Here is a 21,968-nt window from a genome sequence, read left to right as displayed (position 1 = left end):
AAGGGATTGTATCAAGACATTTGGCACCGTAATATAGGGGCACACTTTTTGATGCTAGCAGATTATGACGACTATTTCACCGACACGTGTGTCGATGTATGATTTTTTATATCATGATACCCAGCCTATGCTGTCACTTTTGGCCGATGCGGCACAGCTCTCTCTACCGCAAGCTCGCTTAGGGATGGATGCCAGTCTACAAGCCATCGTAAGTGCGCTTCTCGCCTATCAGCAGCGTCATCAGGGACAAGCAGTCAGCAAAAAGCTGTTTGGTCGTAGTGCTGTCAAAGAGTTACGACAGTATAACTCAATGAACTTTGCAACCATTAGCGCCACACTCTACCATCGTCACGATGCAGCAGATGCTGTATTTAGTGATAACGCCCGTGTCATAAAGGCAAGCGAACATATCGCTGAGAAGATTGATGCAACGACGCAGCAGGCTCAAACTCTACTCACCTCTTTATGCGTGATTGTGCTGCGTGAATTGGCTATCCTGACAGAATACAGTCAACTAGACAGTGATGAGATCAATAAATGGTTTGCACTACAACCACAGTTTTTATCAGCGGCACGATTTAGCCCAAAGCATGCGCATACCTCATCTGCTGAGACAGAAAGCAATAGTGACTTGCCCCAATCAACTACTGAAGCTGCTGAAGCGATAGAGAACAACTCAGAGAATAATGCGGAACGTACGTTACTAAATGCTGAGCAGTTATCAAGCATTCCACCTTCTTTTGATCCTTACTGGTATGAACTGTCCGGATTCAAACCTGAAAACTATGAACCTGTGCAAGATATGCAAATGGCAACAGGCAATTATCTAAAAGCCATTGGGCGTTCACCTGACAATCTACAGCAGGGTCGTCACAACGATATGCTAGTATTTACGGAGATGCATGCCGTTGCCTTACCACATCAACGTTGGCTGCTTCAATTAGCCAAAATCTCAGATATCTATCTCAGTCGAAATCGACTGCGCGTTAACTCTGAACCAGCCAATCCGCCTAAACCGCCTTTAGTAAGTTTGGGACTAATCGGCGGCAATAATGATAATACACCAACCACCACTAGTGAAAAGCCCATCGAATATGAGGCTTCCACACCGCTATGGAAAAATCCTGTCATTCTTATCATCATACTTGTCGTTGGTGTCCTTGGTGCACTCGCTACTTTAAAATACCAGTCGCAAAAATCTGATGGAGCCATCCTGGCAACTGAAGAAGTATTAGAACAAGATGCTATTGATGAGCGTCAACAGCAAGATGTAGCCATCGTCATGGTAGATGAAGATGAATCTAACGTTACAGAGACAGAAAAAGCTGAGTAAAAATCTTTACTATTAAGACAGCTATTCTAAAAGTGATGGTTTTAGCAATCATTTACTAACCATAAAAAAAGAGACCCTATCAACATAGAGTCTCTTTTTTATTATGCGATCTAAGTTATGAATTGGCTATCAGTAGCCCAAAAACTTACTTAGATAAATCGCGACCACGGCTAGCTTCGATAGCTAGACGTAAGCCATTTAGACGGATAAAGCCTTCTGCGTCTTTTTGATCATAAGCGCCTGCATCATCTTCGAAAGTGGCAATTTTTTCATCAAATAATGAATCGTCAGATTTACGGCCGACGACGCTCACGCTACCTTTATACAGTTTTACACGTACAGTGCCGTTGACGTATTCTTGTGATTTGTCAATCAATGCTTGTAGCATCATACGCTCAGGGCTGAACCAATAGCCATTGTAGATGATTTTTGCGTAGCGTGGCATTAGCTCATCTTTTAGATGGGCAGCTTCACGATCAAGCGTTAGTGATTCGATACCGCGATGCGCTTTTAGCATAATCGTGCCCGCTGGCGTCTCGTAGCAACCACGTGATTTCATGCCGACGTAACGGTTTTCAACGATATCTAAACGGCCGATACCATGTTTGCCGCCGATTTCGTTCAACTTAATCATGACTTCATAAGGCTTAAGTGCTTCACCATCGATAGCAACGATGTCGCCTTTTTCGTATTCTAGTTCTAGATACTGTGCTTCATCAGGTGCTTCTTCTGGGCTAACAGACCAGCGCCACATATCATCTTCTGCTTCAGTATATGGTTCTTCTAGGACACCGCCTTCATAAGAGATATGCAGTAAGTTTGCATCCATTGAGTAAGGAGATTTTTTCTTATTGCCCGCATAATCGATTGCGATATCATGCTCTTCAGCATATTTCATCAAGCTTTCGCGGCTTGATAGATCCCACTCGCGCCAAGGAGCAATAGTTACTACGTCTGGTGACAAAGCGACAGCACCTAGCTCAAAACGAACTTGGTCATTGCCTTTACCAGTCGCACCATGGCTGATAGCATCGGCATTATGCTCTTTAGCAATCTCAACCAAACGCTTGGCAATCAATGGACGAGCAATAGACGTACCTAGTAAGTACTCACCTTCGTAAATGGCGTTAGCACGGAACATAGGAAATACATAATCACGAGCGAACTCTTCGCGCAAATCTTCGATATGGATATGCTTGATACCCATTGCTTGAGCTTTGGCTCGTGCTGGCTCAACTTCTTCGCCTTGACCGATATCAGCGGTAAAGGTGATTACTTCCGCATCATAAGTTTCTTGTAGCCATTTAGCGATGATTGAGGTATCAAGACCACCTGAATAAGCCAAGACAATTTTATTGATATTTTTTGGATCAAGTTGAGCCATGAATAACTCCCATTATGAAATATAGTTTTAGAAAAGGCGACGATCAAATCAAAAGCAAGTCGAACGATAATTACCTGCTCAGTGTACATCATATTTACTATGGGCAAAAGTCTAACTGCCATAAGGCGTGCGCTTTTGACTTAAATTCTAGTCAACCTCATTTTTGCCACTAGAATTTAAACATCATTTAACGACAAGATATTAATCTTAGCCCGATGAATTATGTACAGATATCTAGCCTTATATTTAGTCAAGTGGGCAAATCTGTTATGATAGACCCACAGTAACACTCCCTTTTGTTTCCTTTATTTGACGATATAGAGCGCTTTGACACTATGACTGATTCGATTAGAGAATTGACCATCCTTCAGCCAGATGACTGGCATATTCATTTGCGTGACGATCTCGCCTTGAGCACGACCGTACCTCATGCAGCAAGCAGCTTTAACCGTGTCATCTGTATGCCAAACCTTGTGCCTCCAGTCAAAAATGCGCAGGATGCTATTGCTTACCGCGCACGTATCATGGAGCAATTAGCAGCAAGTGATTTAAGTCTTGAGCGCAAGTCAGCTTTTGATCCACGTATGACTCTATACTTAACGGATAACACCACTGCCCAAGATATCGAGTTGGCAGCGCAGTCAGGTATCGTACAAGCTGTCAAACTCTACCCTGCTGGAGCGACTACCAACTCTGCAGACGGCGTCACCAACATCAATGCCTGCGTCGATGTCTTTGAAGCATTAGAAAAGTACAACTTGCCACTACTGATACATGGCGAAGTGACACAAGACCATATAGATATATTTGATCGCGAAAAGCGTTTCTTAGATGAAGTGTTGGCACAAATTATCGTGAAATTCCCTACGTTGAAAATAGTAGTAGAGCACATCACTACCAGCGATGCAGCAGATTTTGTATTGTCACAAGGTAACCATGTTGCTGCCACTATTACGCCGCAGCATTTGATGTTTAACCGCAATCATCTATTGGTTGGTGGTATCAAACCGCATTTTTATTGCCTACCTATCTTAAAGCGTGAGAGCCACCAAAAAGTGCTATTAGATGTGGCCACTAGTGGTAATCCAAAGTTTTTCTTGGGTACTGACTCTGCGCCACATGCAACAGACAAAAAAGAAGCCGCTTGTGGCTGTGCCGGTTGCTATAGTGCAGCCACGGCGCTGCCTTTGTATGCGACCGCCTTTGATAGTGTTGGAAAAATAGACAAATTAGAGGGCTTTGCCAGTCGTTTTGGTGCTCAGTTCTACGGCTTACCTCTAAATGAAAGCACTATCACGCTTGTCAACACGCCTATGCAAGTACCTACTGACTATCCTTATTTTGATGGTGCATCATTGACGCCCTTGATGGCAGGTGAGACGCTACCTTGGTCGATTAAGGCTTAACGCCCGCAAAGTTTAGCATTCAATAAACGACCTATTATTTTGTCCTATGATATTAATGATACCTTTGTAGTAGATTTCTTTGTACTAAAGGTGCAGTTAGTATCATAGGATGTTTATTTTTTATTCAATATATTAGTACGACTGATAAAAGTGATTTAACTTTATATGACCAATCAAAACATAGCGACCTTGCCTGACGAAGACTTATCAAACCCTAAATCTGCCAGTCTTGATGCTACTCTAAGCACTTCTACTGAAGATGCAGCTTCAGTGACAGATGAGCAAGCGCCTATGGCCTTAAAAGACCGCTTTCGCAAGTTCTTGCCTGTCGTCGTCGACGTGGAAACAGCAGGTTTCAATGCCCAGACCGATGCACTGTTAGAAATTGCCTGTATTCCCGTCTTAGTGAATGAACAAGGTGTATTTTATCCAGGTGAAGCTTTTAACGCTCATATCGAGCCTTTTGAAGGCGCAAACTTAGAGCCAAGTGCGCTTGCCTTTACCGGTATTGACCCTAAAAACCCAATGCGCAAAGCTATTGCTGAAGATGAAAAAACAGCATTGCGCCGAATCTTTAAAGGGTTAAAAGACGTACGCCGTGACGAAGAATGCCGTCAATGTGTCTTAATTGGACACAATGCCCATTTTGACTTGGCTTTCTTAAATGCAGCTGTGCTACGAACCAATAGCAAAAACCACAATCCATTTCATAACTTTTCAGTATTCGATACCGTCACCTTATCAGCATTAGCTTTTGGTCAAACCGTCCTAGCACGCGCTTGTAAAGCAGCAGGGTTAGAGTTTGATGGTAAGAATGCTCACTCAGCTCTGTATGACACTCAAAAGACTGCTGAACTATTCTGTCATATACTGAATAACTATCCCATGTTGGCCAATGCGCTGCATAATGAAGACGCGAAAGAAGAGTCAACTGATAACGACAGTCAATAAGTCACATATCCTATATTGCCAATCATACATAATAGTGCTATTTGTAATACTTGATGACTTTGACATCTTGATTTGGCAATCAATAGGGATATGATTGATATCATAATAAATAGACGGAACTATTTTCGTGATGAAAAACGTAGTTGTTTTATTCGATATGAATAACGGTCTGATGATAAAATATCACTCTTAAGCGATGTAGTTATATCCTATAGATGGTTTAAGTTGCTCACACTGTCTTGATAGCAAGCACTATCAAGATTAATAGGAGGGACTTTATTATGGATCCACAGCTCAAGTTATGGGGCACCATTCTCGGCTATATGCTGCTCGCATTGACGATTAGCGCCTGTACTTCTTTATGGATTCGCTATCATTTAAAGCGAAATGACCTGCATCCACGTCGCGCAATTAAAAAAAGATATTTAATTTTAAAAAGACGTAGAAAAAGGCTTGACAGGAAGCGCCGACGCTATTAAAATACGCACCACTTCAGCATAAATGGTGAAAGCAGTTGAAGTGTTGTTACTAGTCCCCATCGTCTAGAGGCCTAGGACACCGCCCTTTCACGGCGGTAACGGGGGTTCGAATCCCCCTGGGGACGCCACTATTTGGCGTCACTTGTTAGCATTAGATTAGACTAACAAGCGTACCACCAAAACCCAGTTCATAATTTATTATGAACTGGGTTTTTTTATGTCTCTCCTTAAGAGCCAACTTATTTTTTTAAATAAAAAAGCCAGCATCAATTGAATGCTGGCCTTTTTTATTTGGTTGTCTTATTAATTATAAATATAGCTTGGCTCAATGGGTACTTTATTCATATCTATCGATTACAGCAGTAACCATAGCAACGTAGCAACTATCATCAATCCCAATATCGTCTGGATTAAAAAGAACGCTTGATGCTGCCCTACAACCTTACTTAAAGTGACCCCTAGCGTACTATATTTGACAGGAGGCGTATCAACGTTACCTGTTCTCGTTTGCTCTTCATAGTAGCCCTGCAATATGTCCAAGAACTTCTGCCACTCATTAGAATCCCACTCATACGGCTTGAATGGCATTAACTTTTTAAGCTCAGGCTCTTTAGTCATCCAACGCTCAAGGGTAATCGAACGTAATGACCAACTGGCAAAACGGCGTTTGGTAATTTCAGAAAAATCTAAAATCTTTAATTCTTTATGTCGATCATCTACCAACAAACGATTTTTTAGATTGGTTAGTGCCTGCTCTGAGCCTTCGACACACTGTAAAAAGTAGCCATTGCCATAGCAAAGAATACCCGTGACATTATCTATTTGATTGCGTTCAACCGCGGTCTCTGAGATATCATTAAGCGTACTAGGACTTGAAAGACCAGTAGAGGTAATCCGGCTTATATATACAAGCTGGCAGAGATCTGGCGTTACTGGATTTGTTGAATCGTTGATTGTTGACAATCAGCTTCTCCCTATTATCAGGTAAATGTCGCTAAAACAATCATACTAACTTCAGAAAAAATATAGAGACAACATAACTAAGTGTAATGAATCGGTCTGATATATTATTGATTTTATAAGTTTTTATATTAATTGTATTAAGTTAGTTACATCATAGGTTAGTTTGGTCATTAAAGCAACCTATTACTGGACATAGGCCCGCTCAGACACAAAAAACATATGTAATAACCATATTATATTCCAAAGTAGATTATATATATTCTGGGTATAGGCTTTAGTAATAGATTATTTTTGGATTCATTAATTTTTAAGAATAGTACAGAAAAGTCTAACGAGGATATAGTGGCTACTGAAGCCATAATTCTTATCATGGCCACCATTAAGTATAAAAGGAGTAAAACTGATGCTCGTTAGCGGAAGCAGAGTTGAAACTAAGACTGAAGCGCCATAATCGCTGTTAACAGTACCGCATCATCAGGATAGGTCAGTTTTATATTCTGGCGACTACCAGAGACTAAGCGGATTGGTAAATCTAGTTGTTCAAAAGCACTGGCCTCATCTGTGATGCTGAGCTGGTGCTCAAACACATGTTTTAGGACTTTTTTCAATTGACCTAAGCGAAAAACTTGCGGGGTTTGTGCTTGCCACATGTTGCTACGATCAATGGTAGTTTTGGTATAAGAATGTGGACGACTCTCTTCTGCGGAGGTAACTTGCTGATAGGAAGCTTTTAACGTATCGGCCACTGGTGTCGCTAGAATAGCGCCGTAAGGCTCCAGCATCGCTGCTTCAATCACTTGATCGATATCTACATTCGGTACAGCGGGACGTGCTGCATCGTGAATAAGCACCAAATCTGAATCATCAGCACCTGTCTGACTAATTGCCTCAACGCCCGACTGTACTGACTGCCAACGCTCTGCTCCGCCGACTGCATATCGTACAGGAAGTGCAAACTTTAATTGTTGAGCCGTGCTGTCATCGGCTGATATGACCAATAGACACTTATCAATGTAATCGCTATAAGCAAGTCGTGCCACGCTATGCTGCAACAGCGTCTGACCTTCTAGCATTGTATATTGCTTGGCGATAGATGCACCAAAACGGCTGCCGCGACCAGCTGCGACGATCATGGCATGTATATTAGGGGTTGTATTCATAGTAGTGTACTCATGGTTTGAGCCCATGACAGTATATGTAGAGAGGAATAAATCAGATGTTAAGTATGATGAATGGTGTCAGATAACAACACTATGATGCTGCATCATGAAAATTAATTCATGTCGTAAAAGTTAGTATATCCGTGAAAGTTAGTGTATTTATAAAGCTAATAGTTGCTGTGCGTGGTTGGTGCGGTGGATACTTGGACAAAAGTCTCATTCGGTTTGATTAAACCTAAATCTAAGCGAGCATGCTCTTCTACGGCCTCAAGCCCCGTTTTCAAATCTTGAACATCGGTGCGTAATAGATTATTTGCCGCAACTTGATTGTCATTCAAACGTTGTTGCTCTTCGATTTGAGCTGTCAACTTGTTGTGTTCAAAACGGCCATTTTCACCCAACCAATACTGATATTGCAATCCTAAAAGCACTGCAACGGCTAAAGCAAGTAGTATAAATTGGCTAAAATATTTCATAAGGTGATAACGCCAAACGGTATAAAAGAGGATAGTAAAATTTAAGCTGATTAGGCGATATACAAATGATTATATATCGCCCAAATATTGACTTCAGCTAATGAGTCTAGGCTTTTCAACGTATATTACGCTAAAAAGCCAGTCAGATTTTTAGCCACGTAGACCGATAAACTCTTCACGGCCACGATAGCTTGCACGTACTTGCTGCTCGATACGTAGCAATTGGTTGTACTTCGCTACTCGGTCTGAACGACATAGTGAGCCAGTTTTGATCTGGCCTGCCGCTGTACCAACTGCCAAATCTGCAATGGTGCTGTCTTCAGTTTCACCTGAACGATGTGAAATGATGGTTGCATAGCCATTTTTCTTAGCCATATAAATCGCATCTAGCGTTTCTGACAAGGTGCCAATTTGATTAAATTTAATCAAAATTGCATTGGCAATGTGCTTATCAATACCTTCTTGCAAGATCGCAGGATTGGTCACAAACAAATCATCACCAACCAATTGGACTTTATCGCCAATCTGCTCGGTCAAATACTTCCAGCCATCCCAATCCGACTCATCAAGACCATCTTCGATAGAGATAATAGGATACTGACGTGCCAGCCCAACTAGGTAGTCTGAAAACCCTTGGCTATCAAAGGCTTTATTACCTTCGCCTGCCAAAACGTATTGACCATTTTTGTAAAACTCACTAGCCGCACAATCTAGCGCAAGATGAATATCTTCACCAGCTTTATAGCCAACTTGCTCAATCGCCTGCATGATAACCGTGATAGCTTCTTCGTTGCTACGTAGGTTCGGTGCAAAACCACCTTCATCACCAACGGCAGTGTTTAGACCTTGTGATTTCAACACAGACTTTAAGCTATGGAAAATTTCTGTACCAGCACGTAGCGCTTCTGAGAAGCTAGTGAAGCCCACAGGCTCAATCATAAACTCTTGGATATCAACCGTGTTGTCCGCGTGCTCACCACCGTTCAAGATGTTCATCATCGGCACAGGCATGGTCAACGACGTTTGGTTACGTAGATTGGCAATGTATTGATGTAATGGCAGATTCTGTGACTTGGCTGCCGCTTTGGCTGTAGCAAGTGACACAGCTAGCATGGCATTGGCGCCCAAGCTTTCTTTGTTTTCTGTACCATCTAATGCAATCATGGCATCATCAATGGCCTGTTGCTCAGTCACATCTTTGTCAATCAAGGCGCTGCGGATTTGACTGTTGACATTAGAAACGGCTTTTTTGACGCCTTTACCCATAAAGCGGGTTTTGTCGCCATCACGTAGCTCAAGCGCTTCACGTGAGCCTGTTGATGCGCCACTTGGAGCAGCAGCACGGCCGACAGTACCGTCAGCTAAGATAACATCAGCTTCGATAGTTGGATTGCCGCGCGAGTCTAAAATTTCACGAGCGCGAATGTCTTTAATTGCGGTGACGTTGTTGGTTTCTTCAGCGTACATAATGTCTGTTAATTCCTTTGGTCATGCCAAGTTTGTGAGATAAATAACGGCAGCTAGCATACAAAAAAGATAAAGCAAAATATCATATAGCGCGTAATCCTAAAAACCCTTCATACCTTTCCATCTTGTGGCTATAGTTACCCAGCAATTAGAGGTGTATCAAGCAGATTAATAGTCGGCTATAGTGCTTGGCATCATAGCATATATTTTACCAAACTTCCCTTATCTTACACCGACTTGCCGTCATAAAAACAATCTTAGAGATACATATATGCGGTGGTTGCCTCTTTTATATTTGTAGAATACCTAAGCAAATATGATAGCTACTATTTCGCTATGCGCTTATTATCCGTATGAGAGGTGGATACCGTATTATCTAACTCAATCTCTGTCTTAAACCGTGTCAATCGTAGTGCATTCATGAGTACTGAGATGGAGCTAAGCGCCATAGCAGCGGCTGCAATCATCGGATTTAAAAACCCAAATGCCGCAAGCGGAATACCAAGACAGTTATAAATGAAGGCAAAAAATAGATTTTGTTTAATATTGCGTAGCGTTGCTTGAGCGATTTTTTGTGCCGCATCGATATGCATGAGCGACTCGCCCATGAGACGTGCAGAGGCACTATGCTGCGCGACATCAGTCCCCTCAAACATCGCAAAACTGGCATCGGCAGTAGCCATCGCTGGCGCATCGTTGACACCGTCTCCTGCCATCGCTACCTTATGACCAGCAGTTTGCAATAGTGCAATTTGGCTGGCCTTGTCACGTGGGCTCATCTTGCCATAAGCCTTATCAATACCCAACTGCCCTGCTACATGATCGACGACGGACTGCTTATCACCACTCATCAAAATGACATTGATACCCGCATCTTGTAGTGCAGCGATTGCTTGCGACGTATCTGCTTTTAAGTCATCGGCTAGTGCAAACGCACCTAGTGGCTCATCATTGATACTAATCGCAACGGTACTGGCAATTTGCCATACTTTTGGCATGAATCTTGGCAACGTCAAGTTCGCAAACTCTGCCGTACCTACTTTTATCAGCCCAAGACCTTCGATATTTGCTTGTATACCAGCGCCTTTTATCACACTGATGTCAGTCACATTAAATAGAGATAGTTGACGGTCTTTAGCCGTATTGATCAGAGCTGTTGCTAATGGATGACTGGCGTGCGCCTCGACACTGGCAGCAATCTGCAACACATCGTCAACGGCCAGTGACTTATCCACCATGACCTGATCAACGATAGTCGGCTTACCAATGGTCAGCGTGCCTGTTTTATCAAGTACCACCGTATCAATATTACCTGCCGCCTCGAGACTTTGCGCATCTTTAAACCATACACCATGACGCGCCGCCACACCCATACCAGCCATGATCGCCGCTGGCGTGGCCAAGCCAAGCGCACAAGGACAAGCAATGACCAATACCGATACGGCGTGCATTAGTGCAGTATCAACCATACCTGTCAGCCACCATGTGACTCCAAAGGTAACCAACGCAATCGTTACCACTACAGGGACAAAAATAGCCGTTACTCGATCCGCGAGACGCGCTAGATTGGCTTTTGAACCTTGTGCATCACTCAATGCTTGCACCATATCACCCAGCTTAGTATCACCGCCCTTCGCACTGACACGGTATAGCAGACTGCCATTCTCTACCAAAGCACCTGCCAGCAATCCATCGCCTTGTTCTTTTTTGAGAGCTACCGACTCGCCAGTTAAATGACTCTCCACGCACCAGCCGCTGCCTTCTATGACGGTACCATCTGTAGCGACACGGCTGCCTTGTTTTGCACGTAGGACGTCACCTACTTGTACATCAGATAACGCAATATTATGAAATTCACCATTTGGCTGCTGCTGCTCTACTTCATCAGGTGTCAATGACAATAATAAATCAATACTGTTTAGGCTGTGCTTCTTGGTACGTTCCTCAAGATATTTACCTGTACGTACAAAGGCAATGACCATCACCCCTGCTTCAAAATATACGGCTGGGCTATTACTCGCACAGTGTTCGCCCAAATGCCCACTTTGCAATAGACTGTTTAAAGTACCATCGCCATGCGTGAGCCAAAGATAAGTCGAATACGCCCATATCGTCACTGTACCAATGACTACCAACACATCCATATTGGCAAGGCCGCCCTTTATAGATGCCCATGCGCTCTTATAAAATGGTAACGCTAAACCAAACTGTACTACAGTCGCTAAAATAAATTGAACCCAGACTGGCGGCATCCACGCCATGCCAAAACCCGTCAACATACCTGCCATACCCACTAAAAATGGCACCAAACAAACCCATAATCCGATTAAACGCCATGGGTATTGAGTGGCAGTATCTTCGTCAGTCTGAGCAAATAAGCTATCGGCTGCCTGCACATTAGCGACAAAGCCTGTTTTATTCACCCACTCTGTCACCTGTTCGGGCGTCGTCTGGGTTGGATCATAATCAACATTGGCAGTCTCGCCAGCAAAACTCACACTTACCTCGTACACCGAAGGCTTTTTGCTAAGCACCTTCTCGATTCTTGAGGCGCAGGCCTGACAAGTCATGCCGTCAATCGCTAATTGCAAATGCGCGCGTTGCGGTGTCAGTGACGTGTTGGACTCAACATCAGTTTCGACATCATAAGACTCATTTTTGGTAGTACGGGTGGTATCGTTCATAAATAAAACTCGTCATGGTGCCTATAAATTTGTAGGAACCACGATAAAATATCAGTGGGTGGGCAAAAAATTCAAATAAAGCAATTAGGTTATATTGTATTCAGTATGAGTATTTTAGACAAAGTAGCTATTTATCAAAGTATTGAGACTGAATGCTCATAATCGTTAATCATTAAAAAACCAGCTATCATGCTTGTAATAACATGTTAGCTGGTTCTGTAAATAAGTGATGAGATTTATGAGTTAGCAACTGTCGTCTCAAATCCCGCATCGTCAATAACTGAAGCAATAGCCTCTGCACTGGTTTTGCTATCATCAAAGGTTATCGTCGCTAGGTTATCAGCGAGGTCAACAGTAATAGTCTCTAATCCATCAATATCAGCTGTTGCTGTATGTACGCTTGCTACGCATCCGCCACAAGTCATACCGTCAATTTTAATAATACGTGTTTGATCTGCCATATTGGGCTCCTTATTTTTATTAGTAATGAGCAACTCTAATAGTGATTCTGTTAATGCTTACTTTAATATTTTTTAAATTATCAAAGTAAGAGCAACTATCAAAGCTACATTAAATAAGCATAAGCCCTATTACCCTCGACAACAAGACCGTTTGGTTGTTACTTTATTAACGAGATGCTATTAACGAGACAGTAACTTATTAATAAAAACGTAAAAGAGCGCATCAACAAATTTATAGCAATAGCTATTTGTAATTATAAATCGTTATGGTGCGGGTTCTGTGGTGAATCAATCGGAAATGGCTGAGTCACATAGTCCACCATACTAATCGCCGCCGTCAAGGCATGGATACTAGTATCTGTATCCTCATAGCTTACCGTTGCGACATTATGCTTAGGATCCAAACTAATAGCCGTCACGCCTGAGATGTTTTTAAGAGCGGTCATCACACTATTTAAGCCTTCTGCATCATCGATATTTTCGATGCTTACTTGCGCCATTTGAATTGCCATTGTATAGCCCTCTTATTACGTACCGTATCAATGAGTATCCAATACTTCAAAACCTTTGACCAAATCATCAATTTGCTTAAGCTGACGTAAGAAAGGCTCTAGTTGGCTCATACGCAGCGCACATGGACCATCACATTTTGCAGTTTCTGGGTTTGGATGCGCTTCTAAAAATAACCCTGCCAATCCTGTAGCCATACCTGCACGGGCAAGCGTTGTAATCTGCTCACGACGTCCACCAGCGCTATCACTACGTGCACCTGGCTGTTGTAAGCTATGCGTCACGTCAAAGAATACCGGTATATCCATCTGCTTCATAGTATCAAAACCAAGCATATCCACGACCAAATTATTATAGCCAAAAGCACTACCACGCTCACAAAGTATCAATTTATCATTACCACCCTCTAGGCATTTATTGACGATATGACGCATCTCGTGAGGGGCTAAAAACTGCGCCTTTTTGATATTAATAATGGCATCTGTTTTTGCCATCGCATGCACTAAATCTGTCTGACGCGACAAAAATGCAGGTAGCTGAATAATATCGGCCACTTCAGCGACTGGTGCTGCTTGATGTGGTTCATGCACATCAGTGATAATCGGTACTTGGAATTTTTCTTTGATCTGACCTAGCCAATCGATACCCTGCTCTAAACCGGGCCCACGATACGAATGCAGACTTGAGCGATTGGCTTTATCAAAGCTTGCTTTAAAAACATAGCCGATACCCAAGCGCTGGCAAATATCAACATACTGCTCAGCAATCTCAAATGCCAATTCTTTAGACTCTAAAACATTCATACCACCGAACAATACAAACGGCTGGTCGTTACCAATGTTAATCGTATCGTTGTTAGGAGTGTTGAGCATGATATGTGATTGTGCGGTCAATAAGTTTTCCATGAAGCCATTACCTCTTATTTTGTTATTAATATGTCTGTCCCATATTGTAACCGATAGGCTGATTAAAAAAAGTATGCAAGCGTAATTAGACGTCATTAGTAAAGATGATTGCTGATTAATAACAACAAACAGCCTGAATTAAACAAAAAAAAGACCAATCCGAAGATCAGTCTTTTTTTATAATAAACGCTTTCAATATAGATTACATTTTGAGAGCTATTTTGCTTCGTTGTGGTTCTTAGCCGCTTTTACAAAGCTATTAAACAATGGATGACCACCACGTGGTGAGCTAGTGAACTCTGGATGGAACTGTACAGCAACAAACCATGGATGCTCAGAAATCTCAACCGACTCTACCAAATGCTGCTTGGCAGAATAACCAGATATGGTCATACCTGCTTGCTCTAGCGGCTCGATATAACGATTGTTCATCTCATAGCGATGGCGATGACGCTCAGTGATATTGCTCGCACCATAAATTTGGCTTAGCTTACTACCAGAAACCAGCTCTGCTTGCTGTGCGCCTAGACGCATCGTGCCACCAAGGTCTGAATCATCACTACGAATCTGTAGCTCGCCGCGCTCATCTAACCATTCAGTGATCAGACCAATGATAGGCTCAGCTGTCTTACGATCAAACTCAGAAGAGTTGGCGTTAATGTTAAGTACGTTACGTGCATACTCAATCACAGCCAACTGCATACCAAGGCAAATGCCTAAATACGGAACATTGTTTTCACGAGCATAAGTGATGGCTTTTATCTTACCCATCGTACCGCGCTCACCGAAACCGCCTGGTACTAATATAGCATCAGCATCGTTTAGCTGCGCAAGTAAAGTGTCGTCATCTTCTAGACGTTCAGCGTCGATATAGTCAATCTTCACGTCTACTTTATGAGTGATACCTGCGTGAAGCAATGCTTCGTTAATAGACTTATAAGCATCTGGAAGCTCGACATATTTGCCAACCATCGCAACAGTAACTGTTCCTTCGGGATTCAACTGAGCTTCAACCACTTTATCCCAATCGCTCAAATCAGCTTCAGGCACATCAAGACCGAAACGCTCACAGATTAGATCATCAAGATCCTGCTCGTGCAATGTACGCGGTATCTGATAGATACTTTGTGCATCTTCACACATAATGACCGCACGCTCTTCAACGTTAGTAAATAGAGCAATCTTACGACGGTTGTCTTGTGAGATATGATGGTCAGAGCGGCAGATTAAGATATCAGGCTGTAGGCCAATAGAGCGCAGCTCTTTTACTGAATGCTGCGTTGGCTTGGTTTTGGTCTCACCCGCACTAGCAATATACGGTACTAAAGTAAGATGCATTAGCATGGCTCTATTACGGCCAAGCTCTACTTGCATCTGACGTACGGCTTCCATGAATGGTAGTGACTCGATGTCACCTACCGTACCGCCAATTTCGATAATAGCAATATCATAGCCCTCGCCGCTAGCAAGAATCTTGCTTTTGATCTCATCCGTAATATGCGGAATAACCTGTACCGTACCGCCAAGGTATTCACCGCGACGTTCTTTATTTAAAACATTTTGATAAATACGGCCACTGGTGAAGTTATTACTTTTACTCATCTTTGAGTGACGCAAGAAGCGCTCGTAATAACCCAGATCTAAATCGGTCTCTGCGCCATCTTCAGTGACGAATACTTCACCATGCTGAAACGGACTCATCGTACCTGGATCAACGTTAATATACGGATCCATTTTGGTCATCGTGACAGTCACGCCACGTGCTTCTAAGACCGCTGCAAGAGAAGCTGCGGTGATACCTTTTCCTAGTGAGGACACTACCCCACCGGTCACGAATATAAACTTGGTCATAGTACTCTGTCGGTAATTGGTAAAGAAGGATTTTACTAAAAATACGCCATAAAATATAGGGCAAAAGCGCAAACTCTTTAAAACACTCAGTTTTTAACGCTTAATTGTCATAAGTGCGTAATCATCGTAAATACGTAGCTATTATAACCCACTGCGGCTTTAAAAAGGTCACAACAAAAAAACTCACCCCGAAGGATGAGTTTTTTATAATACGTTTTCTAATGTTTAGATTAGAATTTGTATTCTAGACCAGCACCGACCACGAAGACGCTAGCATCACCACGCGCTCTGACAAGAATATCTTTATCACCGTCATCTTGACCAGCAATGAAAAGATCATTTTTTAAGTCTGCAGTGTTATTACCGACATAAGCATGTGCAATTATATTCTTTCTAAAGCTATATTTACCGCCTACGACGATTTGATCTGAATTATTTTCATTAATGCCTCTTAAGTTATCCGTTTTATTGTACTGTGCATATATTGAGGCTGGACGAGCGAGGTTACTTAGACCCATCTCAGCACTTAATATCAATCCTTTTTCAGTTTCATTAGTATCATCAAAATCAGCTTGTTGGTATAGAGCGCCCACTTTTACTGGATAAGCAACATAATTACTTAGATCGACAGTAGCCGTCCCACGGATCATATCGCCGCCCGTATTAGTACTACTGGGATTTTTAGTAGCCAGATCACTCTGATAAGCAACACCAGCCGTAAAGCCATTGCCTGGATTAAATAGTAATGAGGCACCATAGCCGCTGTCACGACTATTATCGTCAGATATAAAGTCTTCATCAGCACCATACTGCAACGCAAGCTCTAATGGTAACTCATTGTATTTAGGCGCTTTCCAGACGATAGAGTTATTAACTCGGTAACCATCAGCTAAGGTTAAAGCATTGGCTAGTGTATTTTTGCTTAAACTACTAGCACCCACATTGTCCCAGTAACCTTCATTGACCGTGACATTATCGATATAATCAACGACTGAGTAGTTACGACCAAAGCGGAATTCGCCAAGGTCTTTATTCTTTAGACCCAGATAAGTATCACGGCTTTTAAAACCGATGTTACTGCTGCCACTATCATCAACCTTGATTCCATACTCTAATTGGTAGATCACATCAGTATTGGCAGTCATGGCTTCAGAACCTTTGAAACCAATACGTGAAGATTTTGATGCGATTTCTACTGAACTGTTGTCTTCATTAATGCTTATACTACTATCGTCCATAGCTTCTCGTTCGAATGAAGCATTGACATAGTTGGCGGTAACAAATGCTTTGCCATAAACAGTCGGTGCCGCTTGAGCTGTAGATACTAATAGCATTGCGACTGATGAGGCTAAAAATAGTTTTTTCAAAAGACATCTCCACTTTACAATTTTTTTGATAAATTGGTTAAGATTGGCCGATATATATAATGGCAGGGTGACTACCCTATAGAACATTTATATATATGAGCTAGAAGCATTACTTAGACACAACTTTACCAACCAAATATTACAGTAAGGTGAAAAAACCAAAATTTACACAAATGTTATTATTAATTTTACGGATTCTGTTATTTAAGACACGCTGTTGTTCAAGACACAGTATTGATTACAAAACAAAAAAACCCACCCCGAAGGATGAGTTTTTTATTTAGATTCTAATGGTTAGATTAGAATAAGTACTCTAGACCACCACCGATAGCGAGTACATCAATATCACCACGTAAGTCGATTTCATTAACATTGCCGTCTTCGTCTCTCGAACCAAAACGACCATTGTTTAATTCCGCTGAATTTAGACCAGCATAGGCATGAGCGATCATATTATTTTTAAACGCATATTTGCCACCTACAACGACTTGATTTGAGTCATTATTCTCAAGACCACTGATATTGTCGGTTTTGTCATACTGAATATAAACAGAGGCTGGACGGGCAAAATTCGAAAGACCCATTTCAGCACTCACCACTAAACCGTCCTCTGTTGCAGTAGTAGTACCGGCATAGTCAGCTTCTTGATATAGAACGCCTAACTTTACAGGAGCTGCGATATATTTACCTAAATCGACGCTAGCACTGCCACGGATAATATCACCACTAACACTCATGTCTTGCTCATAAGCAATACCAGCGGTAATGCCTGTACCTGGATCAAACATCAATGAGGCACCATAGCCTGCGTCACGATCACTCTCAGATATAAAGTCTTCATCAGCACCATACATCAGCGCAAGCGCTAATGGTAGGTCATTGTATTTAGGCGCTTTCCAAACGATTGAATTATTGATACGGTTACCAACGGTCGGGGTCAAAATATTAGCAAAGCTGTCGTTGTTGTTCAGAGTACTAGAGCCAAGATTATCCCAATAACCTTCATTAACTGATACGTTATTGATATAGTCAATGACTGTGTAGTTACGACCAAAGCGGAATTCACCGAAGTCTTTATTTTTTAAACCTAAATAAGTATCACGACTTTTGAAGCCAATGTTATCGCTACCACTATCATCAACTTTAACGCCGTACTCTAATTGGTAAATTACGTCAGTGTTGGCCGTTATCGCTTCAGAGCCTCTGAAGCCTAAACGTGAAATATTAGAATTAACTTGTAATGAACCGTTGTCTTCATTAATTCTGTTATTATTATCCATATTCTGACCATCAATTTCAGCATTAACGTAATCAGTAGTAACGAATACTTTACCATAAACGGTAGGTGCTGCCTGTGCTGCAGATACAGATAGGGCGGCGATTGCTGTCGCTAAAAGTAGTTTTTTCATGGGGGTATCTCCACTTTACAATTTTAGTAATGAGCAAGCTATTATTAGCTGGCGCCCATATTGGTATCGTCACAAATCCTCAAAGATATAATGTGTAACTGGCTACCGAGATTAGTCAGAAACAAGTGTGGCGAATTTCTATTACAGTTAAGATAAAAAACCATGACTCACATGACTGGGATCGAAATCGTAACTGCCATGTAAACTTAAGTCTTATGCGTCCTACTGCGTAACATCCGTTACCAAACTCATACTTCGAGTATAAGCATAACAACTTTGACATAATTTGCAACATATTTTTAAGTCTTTGATGACGAAAAATCCTTAAACCCATATTTAATCTAAGGTTTAACGATTATTTAGATAAAAACAAAAAAATACCCCTACTCGCCATTGGCAAATAGGGGTAACTTTTATAAATAAATAAAAGAAATACATTGCTTTAAATATGCTTGAGTAATACTAAGTATTGAAGGACTACTTAACCATGGATAAGTAGCCCTAAAATGGCTTTTATAAATAAGGAATTAGCAATGCGTATTGGCTTTTAAGTCTAAACGCGCTTGATGCAATAATGGCTCAGTGTAGCCGCTTGGCTGCTCACGACCTTTAAAGACCAAATCGCAGGCAGCTTTAAAGGCGTAAGAATTATCAAAGTTATTGGCCATTGGCTGATAGCCATTATCGCCCGCATTTTGCTCATCGACGATCTTCGCCATACGCTTCATGGTATCCATGACTTGCTGCTCGCTGACCACGCCGTGATGCAACCAGTTAGCGATATGCTGACTTGAGATACGCAAGGTTGCACGGTCTTCCATTAGACCTACATCATTGATATCTGGTACTTTAGAACAGCCAACGCCTTGGTTTACCCAGCGTACGACATAGCCCAAGATGCCTTGAGCGTTGTTCTCAAGCTCTTGCTGCTTCTCTTCTTCTGTCCAGTTGGTATCTTTGGCCAATGGAATGGTCAAGATATCATCTAAGCTGGCACGCTCACGGGATTTTAAGCTGTCTTGCACGTCGGCAACATTGACTTGATGATAATGCATGCTATGCAAGGTGGCGCCTGTCGGTGATGGTACCCAAGCGGTACTGGCACCAGATTTTGGATGCGCCGCCTTGGTCTCTAGCATCTCTTTCATCTCATCAGGCTTGGCCCACATCCCTTTACCAATCTGCGCCACACCCTGCAGGCCAGTTTCTAGGCCGATATCGACGTTCCACTGCTCATAAGCAGGCTGCCATGCTTGCGATTTCATCTCGCCTTTTGGTACAAATGGACCTGCATTCATGCTGGTATGCATCTCATCACCAGTACGGTCTAAGAAACCTGTGTTAATGAATATAACGCGCTCTTTGGCTTGGCGGATTGCTTCTTTTAAGTTGACCGTCATACGGCGCTCTTCATCCATGATACCGATTTTGAGCGTATTGCGCTCTAGACCTAGCAAGTCCTCTGACGCATTAAATAAGTCATTGGCCATTTTAACTTCTTCAGGGCCATGCATTTTTGGCTTCACAATATACATTGAGCCTTGACGTGAGTTTGATAGCTCGTTTTTGCCTTTGATATCATTAAGTGATAATAGTGGCGTGATTAAGCCATCCATTAAGCCTTCAAATATTTGCTCTTGACCATTGCCTAAATCAACCAAAATAGCAGGATTCTGCATTAAATGACCGACGTTACGGATTAATAATAGTGAACGACCTGGCAAGATCAGCTTACCACCATCTGGCGTATTATATTCACGATCTGGGTTTTGCTTACGTGTACGCGTTTTGCCGCCTTTTTCAAAGGTTTCTTGTAGGTCGCTATTCATCAAGCCAAGCCAGTTACGATAGACTTCAACTTTTTCTTCTGCATCTACCGCAGCGACTGAATCTTCACAATCCTGAATGGCTGTCATGGCCGACTCAAGCAGTACGTCCTTAATGTTTGCTGGATCATCTTTACCCACTGGATGACTACTGTCGATTTGAATCTCAGCATGCAAGCCGTTGTTCTTTAATAGTACACCTGTAGGAGCCTCAGCGTCACCGACAAAACCGACAAACTTAGCCGCATCTTTTAGCTCGGTACTGCTATCACCTTGTACGACTTCTAGCTTGCCATCGACTACTTTAAAGCCAGTCACATCATTGTAAGAGCCTGATGCTAATGTAAAGTGCTCATCTAAGAACGCTTTAGCATACGCGACAACAGCAGCACCGCGAATAGGATTATAGCTACCACCCGCTTCTTGACCATTTTCACTACTGATAACATCGGTGCCATACAAAGCATCATATAAGCTACCCCATCGCGCATTGGTCGCGTTAAGCGCATAACGAGCGTTACGAACTGGTACGACTAGCTGCGGCCCTGCGATGTGTGCAATTTCGTCATCGACGTTTTTGGTATCAACCGTAAATGCTTCGCCTTCAGGTAGCAAATAACCAATTTCTTGTAGAAATGTCTTATAAGCTGGATAGTCGATTTCGCCATCTTTTGCAGGATTATCTAGATGCCATTGGTCAATTTGCGCTTGAATCTTGTCACGAGTTTCCAATAGTGATTTATTGCGCGGGGTAAACTCTTTAATAACCTTTTCGAAACCTGACCAATAATCGTCTGAATCCACACCGACTTTCGGTAGTACTTCGTTTTCAATAAAGTCATACAACTGCTGATCGATGGCAAGACTGCCTTTTTGAATACGATTGGTGTTAGAAGACTGGCTCATATTGTTATCCTTATCTGTTCGTGAGGGGTACTAATACTGAGTTGTGACAGTAACTGTTTAAGAGTTTTTAATCTTGTGAGGTTTAAACGTTCATATTTCATTCGTTGTGGAATCTTTAATTCTCTAATTTTTCTGAGAAGATATATCTACAAATTCATGTTCTAGTAAAAGGCAACCTATTAATATTAGACTTACTCTTTACTAAGAGCGAATCATAAAAGTAAGACGAAATGCTTAAAGAGCAAAATCTCATCCTACTATCAAATAATAAAATTAACAAGGAAACACCATTCACTAAGTAAATACTTAGGCTGTTTAATAATGATAATGTATGAGTGGCCTACTCTAGAAGCTATAATCATCATCTAGGAATTAGATGCTGCAAAGTTAATATAAACAGTAAGTAATCATTGATATCTTTAATTATGCT

At 42.0% G+C, this 21,968-nt stretch carries 17 protein-coding genes and 1 tRNA gene; 5 read left to right on the top strand and 13 right to left on the bottom strand.

Annotated features, from left to right (window positions below; genetic code table 11):
* The first annotated feature begins 64 nt into the window (after positions 1-64).
* Entirely contained in the window at positions 65-1,333 is a 1,269-nt protein-coding gene (locus tag CXF69_RS08315) for a hypothetical protein (RefSeq protein WP_101206306.1), read from the top strand.
* 145 nt (positions 1,334-1,478) lie between these two features.
* Here the strand turns inward: CXF69_RS08315 and CXF69_RS08310 are convergent, their stop codons facing one another.
* On the bottom strand, positions 1,479-2,717 hold the full coding sequence (locus tag CXF69_RS08310) for an argininosuccinate synthase (protein ID WP_057761167.1): 1,239 nt from the start codon (positions 2,715-2,717) through the stop codon (positions 1,479-1,481).
* 335 nt (positions 2,718-3,052) lie between these two features.
* Here CXF69_RS08310 and pyrC point away from each other — a divergent pair, with 335 nt between their 5' ends.
* The 4 genes from pyrC to CXF69_RS08295 all read left to right on the top strand — a co-directional run bounded on the left by pyrC (position 3,053) and on the right by CXF69_RS08295 (position 5,681).
* Positions 3,053-4,123: a dihydroorotase gene (gene pyrC / locus CXF69_RS08305; protein ID WP_101206305.1), complete on the top strand. Its 1,071-nt coding sequence runs from the start codon at positions 3,053-3,055 to the stop codon at positions 4,121-4,123.
* Between the two features lie 291 nt (positions 4,124-4,414).
* Complete coding sequence (gene rnt / locus CXF69_RS08300; protein WP_102078582.1) at positions 4,415-5,074, top strand: ribonuclease T; 660 nt, start codon at positions 4,415-4,417, stop codon at positions 5,072-5,074.
* A gap of 281 nt (positions 5,075-5,355) precedes the next feature.
* The gene (locus CXF69_RS14230) at positions 5,356-5,553 is read left to right on the top strand and encodes a hypothetical protein (protein ID WP_134292217.1); all 198 of its coding nucleotides are present in this window, start codon (positions 5,356-5,358) and stop codon (positions 5,551-5,553) included.
* A 52-nt stretch (positions 5,554-5,605) separates the two neighbouring features.
* Positions 5,606-5,681: transfer RNA gene (locus tag CXF69_RS08295), tRNA-Glu, on the top strand.
* A gap of 226 nt (positions 5,682-5,907) precedes the next feature.
* On the opposite strand, the gene CXF69_RS08290 is transcribed toward CXF69_RS08295, so the two are convergent.
* From CXF69_RS08290 to CXF69_RS08235, 12 genes are all read right to left on the bottom strand, one after another.
* Positions 5,908-6,516 carry a BLUF domain-containing protein gene (locus CXF69_RS08290; RefSeq protein WP_101206304.1) on the bottom strand — a complete coding sequence of 203 codons (609 nt, stop codon included), beginning with the start codon at positions 6,514-6,516 and terminating at the stop codon, positions 5,908-5,910.
* Positions 6,517-6,947: 431 nt separating this feature from the next.
* Positions 6,948-7,676 (bottom strand): 2-C-methyl-D-erythritol 4-phosphate cytidylyltransferase, encoded by a 729-nt coding sequence (gene ispD, locus CXF69_RS08285; RefSeq protein ID WP_227522984.1) that lies wholly within the window; start codon positions 7,674-7,676, stop codon positions 6,948-6,950.
* A 167-nt stretch (positions 7,677-7,843) separates the two neighbouring features.
* Positions 7,844-8,152 (bottom strand): FtsB family cell division protein, encoded by a 309-nt coding sequence (locus CXF69_RS08280; RefSeq protein WP_057761172.1) that lies wholly within the window; start codon positions 8,150-8,152, stop codon positions 7,844-7,846.
* Positions 8,153-8,302: 150 nt separating this feature from the next.
* Complete coding sequence (gene eno, locus CXF69_RS08275) at positions 8,303-9,619, bottom strand: phosphopyruvate hydratase (protein WP_057761174.1); 1,317 nt, start codon at positions 9,617-9,619, stop codon at positions 8,303-8,305.
* Between the two features lie 326 nt (positions 9,620-9,945).
* Positions 9,946-12,303 (bottom strand): heavy metal translocating P-type ATPase, encoded by a 2,358-nt coding sequence (locus CXF69_RS08270; RefSeq protein ID WP_102078791.1) that lies wholly within the window; start codon positions 12,301-12,303, stop codon positions 9,946-9,948.
* Between the two features lie 236 nt (positions 12,304-12,539).
* Positions 12,540-12,764 (bottom strand): heavy-metal-associated domain-containing protein, encoded by a 225-nt coding sequence (locus tag CXF69_RS08265; RefSeq protein WP_102078790.1) that lies wholly within the window; start codon positions 12,762-12,764, stop codon positions 12,540-12,542.
* Between the two features lie 254 nt (positions 12,765-13,018).
* Complete coding sequence (locus CXF69_RS08260) at positions 13,019-13,276, bottom strand: heavy-metal-associated domain-containing protein (protein WP_102078789.1); 258 nt, start codon at positions 13,274-13,276, stop codon at positions 13,019-13,021.
* A 27-nt stretch (positions 13,277-13,303) separates the two neighbouring features.
* A complete protein-coding gene (gene kdsA, locus CXF69_RS08255) occupies positions 13,304-14,146 on the bottom strand; it encodes a 3-deoxy-8-phosphooctulonate synthase (RefSeq protein ID WP_228706764.1) in 843 nt (280 codons plus the stop codon).
* Positions 14,147-14,395: 249 nt separating this feature from the next.
* Positions 14,396-16,030 (bottom strand): CTP synthase, encoded by a 1,635-nt coding sequence (locus tag CXF69_RS08250; RefSeq protein ID WP_102078787.1) that lies wholly within the window; start codon positions 16,028-16,030, stop codon positions 14,396-14,398.
* A 230-nt stretch (positions 16,031-16,260) separates the two neighbouring features.
* Positions 16,261-17,397, bottom strand: a complete 1,137-nt coding sequence (locus CXF69_RS08245) for a porin (RefSeq protein ID WP_068036869.1) — start codon at positions 17,395-17,397, stop codon at positions 16,261-16,263.
* A 299-nt stretch (positions 17,398-17,696) separates the two neighbouring features.
* Positions 17,697-18,806 carry a porin gene (locus tag CXF69_RS08240; protein WP_102077670.1) on the bottom strand — a complete coding sequence of 370 codons (1,110 nt, stop codon included), beginning with the start codon at positions 18,804-18,806 and terminating at the stop codon, positions 17,697-17,699.
* 527 nt (positions 18,807-19,333) lie between these two features.
* The gene (locus CXF69_RS08235) at positions 19,334-21,538 is read right to left on the bottom strand and encodes a malate synthase G (protein WP_102078786.1); all 2,205 of its coding nucleotides are present in this window, start codon (positions 21,536-21,538) and stop codon (positions 19,334-19,336) included.
* Between the last annotated feature and the right edge of the window lie 430 nt (positions 21,539-21,968).

This window comes from Psychrobacter sp. Choline-02u-9 (genome assembly GCF_002836505.1).
Lineage (GTDB): Bacteria > Pseudomonadota > Gammaproteobacteria > Pseudomonadales > Moraxellaceae > Psychrobacter.
This window is presented reverse-complemented; position numbering and strand designations above follow the sequence as displayed.

Excerpts from the sequence above, each read along its gene's own strand:
- CXF69_RS08270 (WP_102078791.1), bottom strand. The coding sequence starts at position 12,303 with ATGAACGATACCACCCGTACTACCAAAAATGAGTCTTATGATGTCGAA.
- kdsA (WP_228706764.1), bottom strand. The coding sequence starts at position 14,146 with ATGCTCAACACTCCTAACAACGATACGATTAACATTGGTAACGACCAG.
- CXF69_RS08280 (WP_057761172.1), bottom strand. The coding sequence starts at position 8,152 with ATGAAATATTTTAGCCAATTTATACTACTTGCTTTAGCCGTTGCAGTG.
- CXF69_RS08310 (WP_057761167.1), bottom strand. The coding sequence starts at position 2,717 with ATGGCTCAACTTGATCCAAAAAATATCAATAAAATTGTCTTGGCTTAT.
- CXF69_RS08250 (WP_102078787.1), bottom strand. The coding sequence starts at position 16,030 with ATGACCAAGTTTATATTCGTGACCGGTGGGGTAGTGTCCTCACTAGGA.
- CXF69_RS08265 (WP_102078790.1), bottom strand. The coding sequence starts at position 12,764 with ATGGCAGATCAAACACGTATTATTAAAATTGACGGTATGACTTGTGGC.
- CXF69_RS08315 (WP_101206306.1), top strand. The coding sequence starts at position 65 with ATGACGACTATTTCACCGACACGTGTGTCGATGTATGATTTTTTATAT.
- CXF69_RS08235 (WP_102078786.1), bottom strand. The coding sequence starts at position 21,538 with ATGAGCCAGTCTTCTAACACCAATCGTATTCAAAAAGGCAGTCTTGCC.
- CXF69_RS08240 (WP_102077670.1), bottom strand. The coding sequence starts at position 18,806 with ATGAAAAAACTACTTTTAGCGACAGCAATCGCCGCCCTATCTGTATCT.
- eno (WP_057761174.1), bottom strand. The coding sequence starts at position 9,619 with ATGTACGCTGAAGAAACCAACAACGTCACCGCAATTAAAGACATTCGC.
- ispD (WP_227522984.1), bottom strand. The coding sequence starts at position 7,676 with ATGAATACAACCCCTAATATACATGCCATGATCGTCGCAGCTGGTCGC.
- CXF69_RS08260 (WP_102078789.1), bottom strand. The coding sequence starts at position 13,276 with ATGGCAATTCAAATGGCGCAAGTAAGCATCGAAAATATCGATGATGCA.
- rnt (WP_102078582.1), top strand. The coding sequence starts at position 4,415 with ATGGCCTTAAAAGACCGCTTTCGCAAGTTCTTGCCTGTCGTCGTCGAC.
- pyrC (WP_101206305.1), top strand. The coding sequence starts at position 3,053 with ATGACTGATTCGATTAGAGAATTGACCATCCTTCAGCCAGATGACTGG.
- CXF69_RS14230 (WP_134292217.1), top strand. The coding sequence starts at position 5,356 with ATGGATCCACAGCTCAAGTTATGGGGCACCATTCTCGGCTATATGCTG.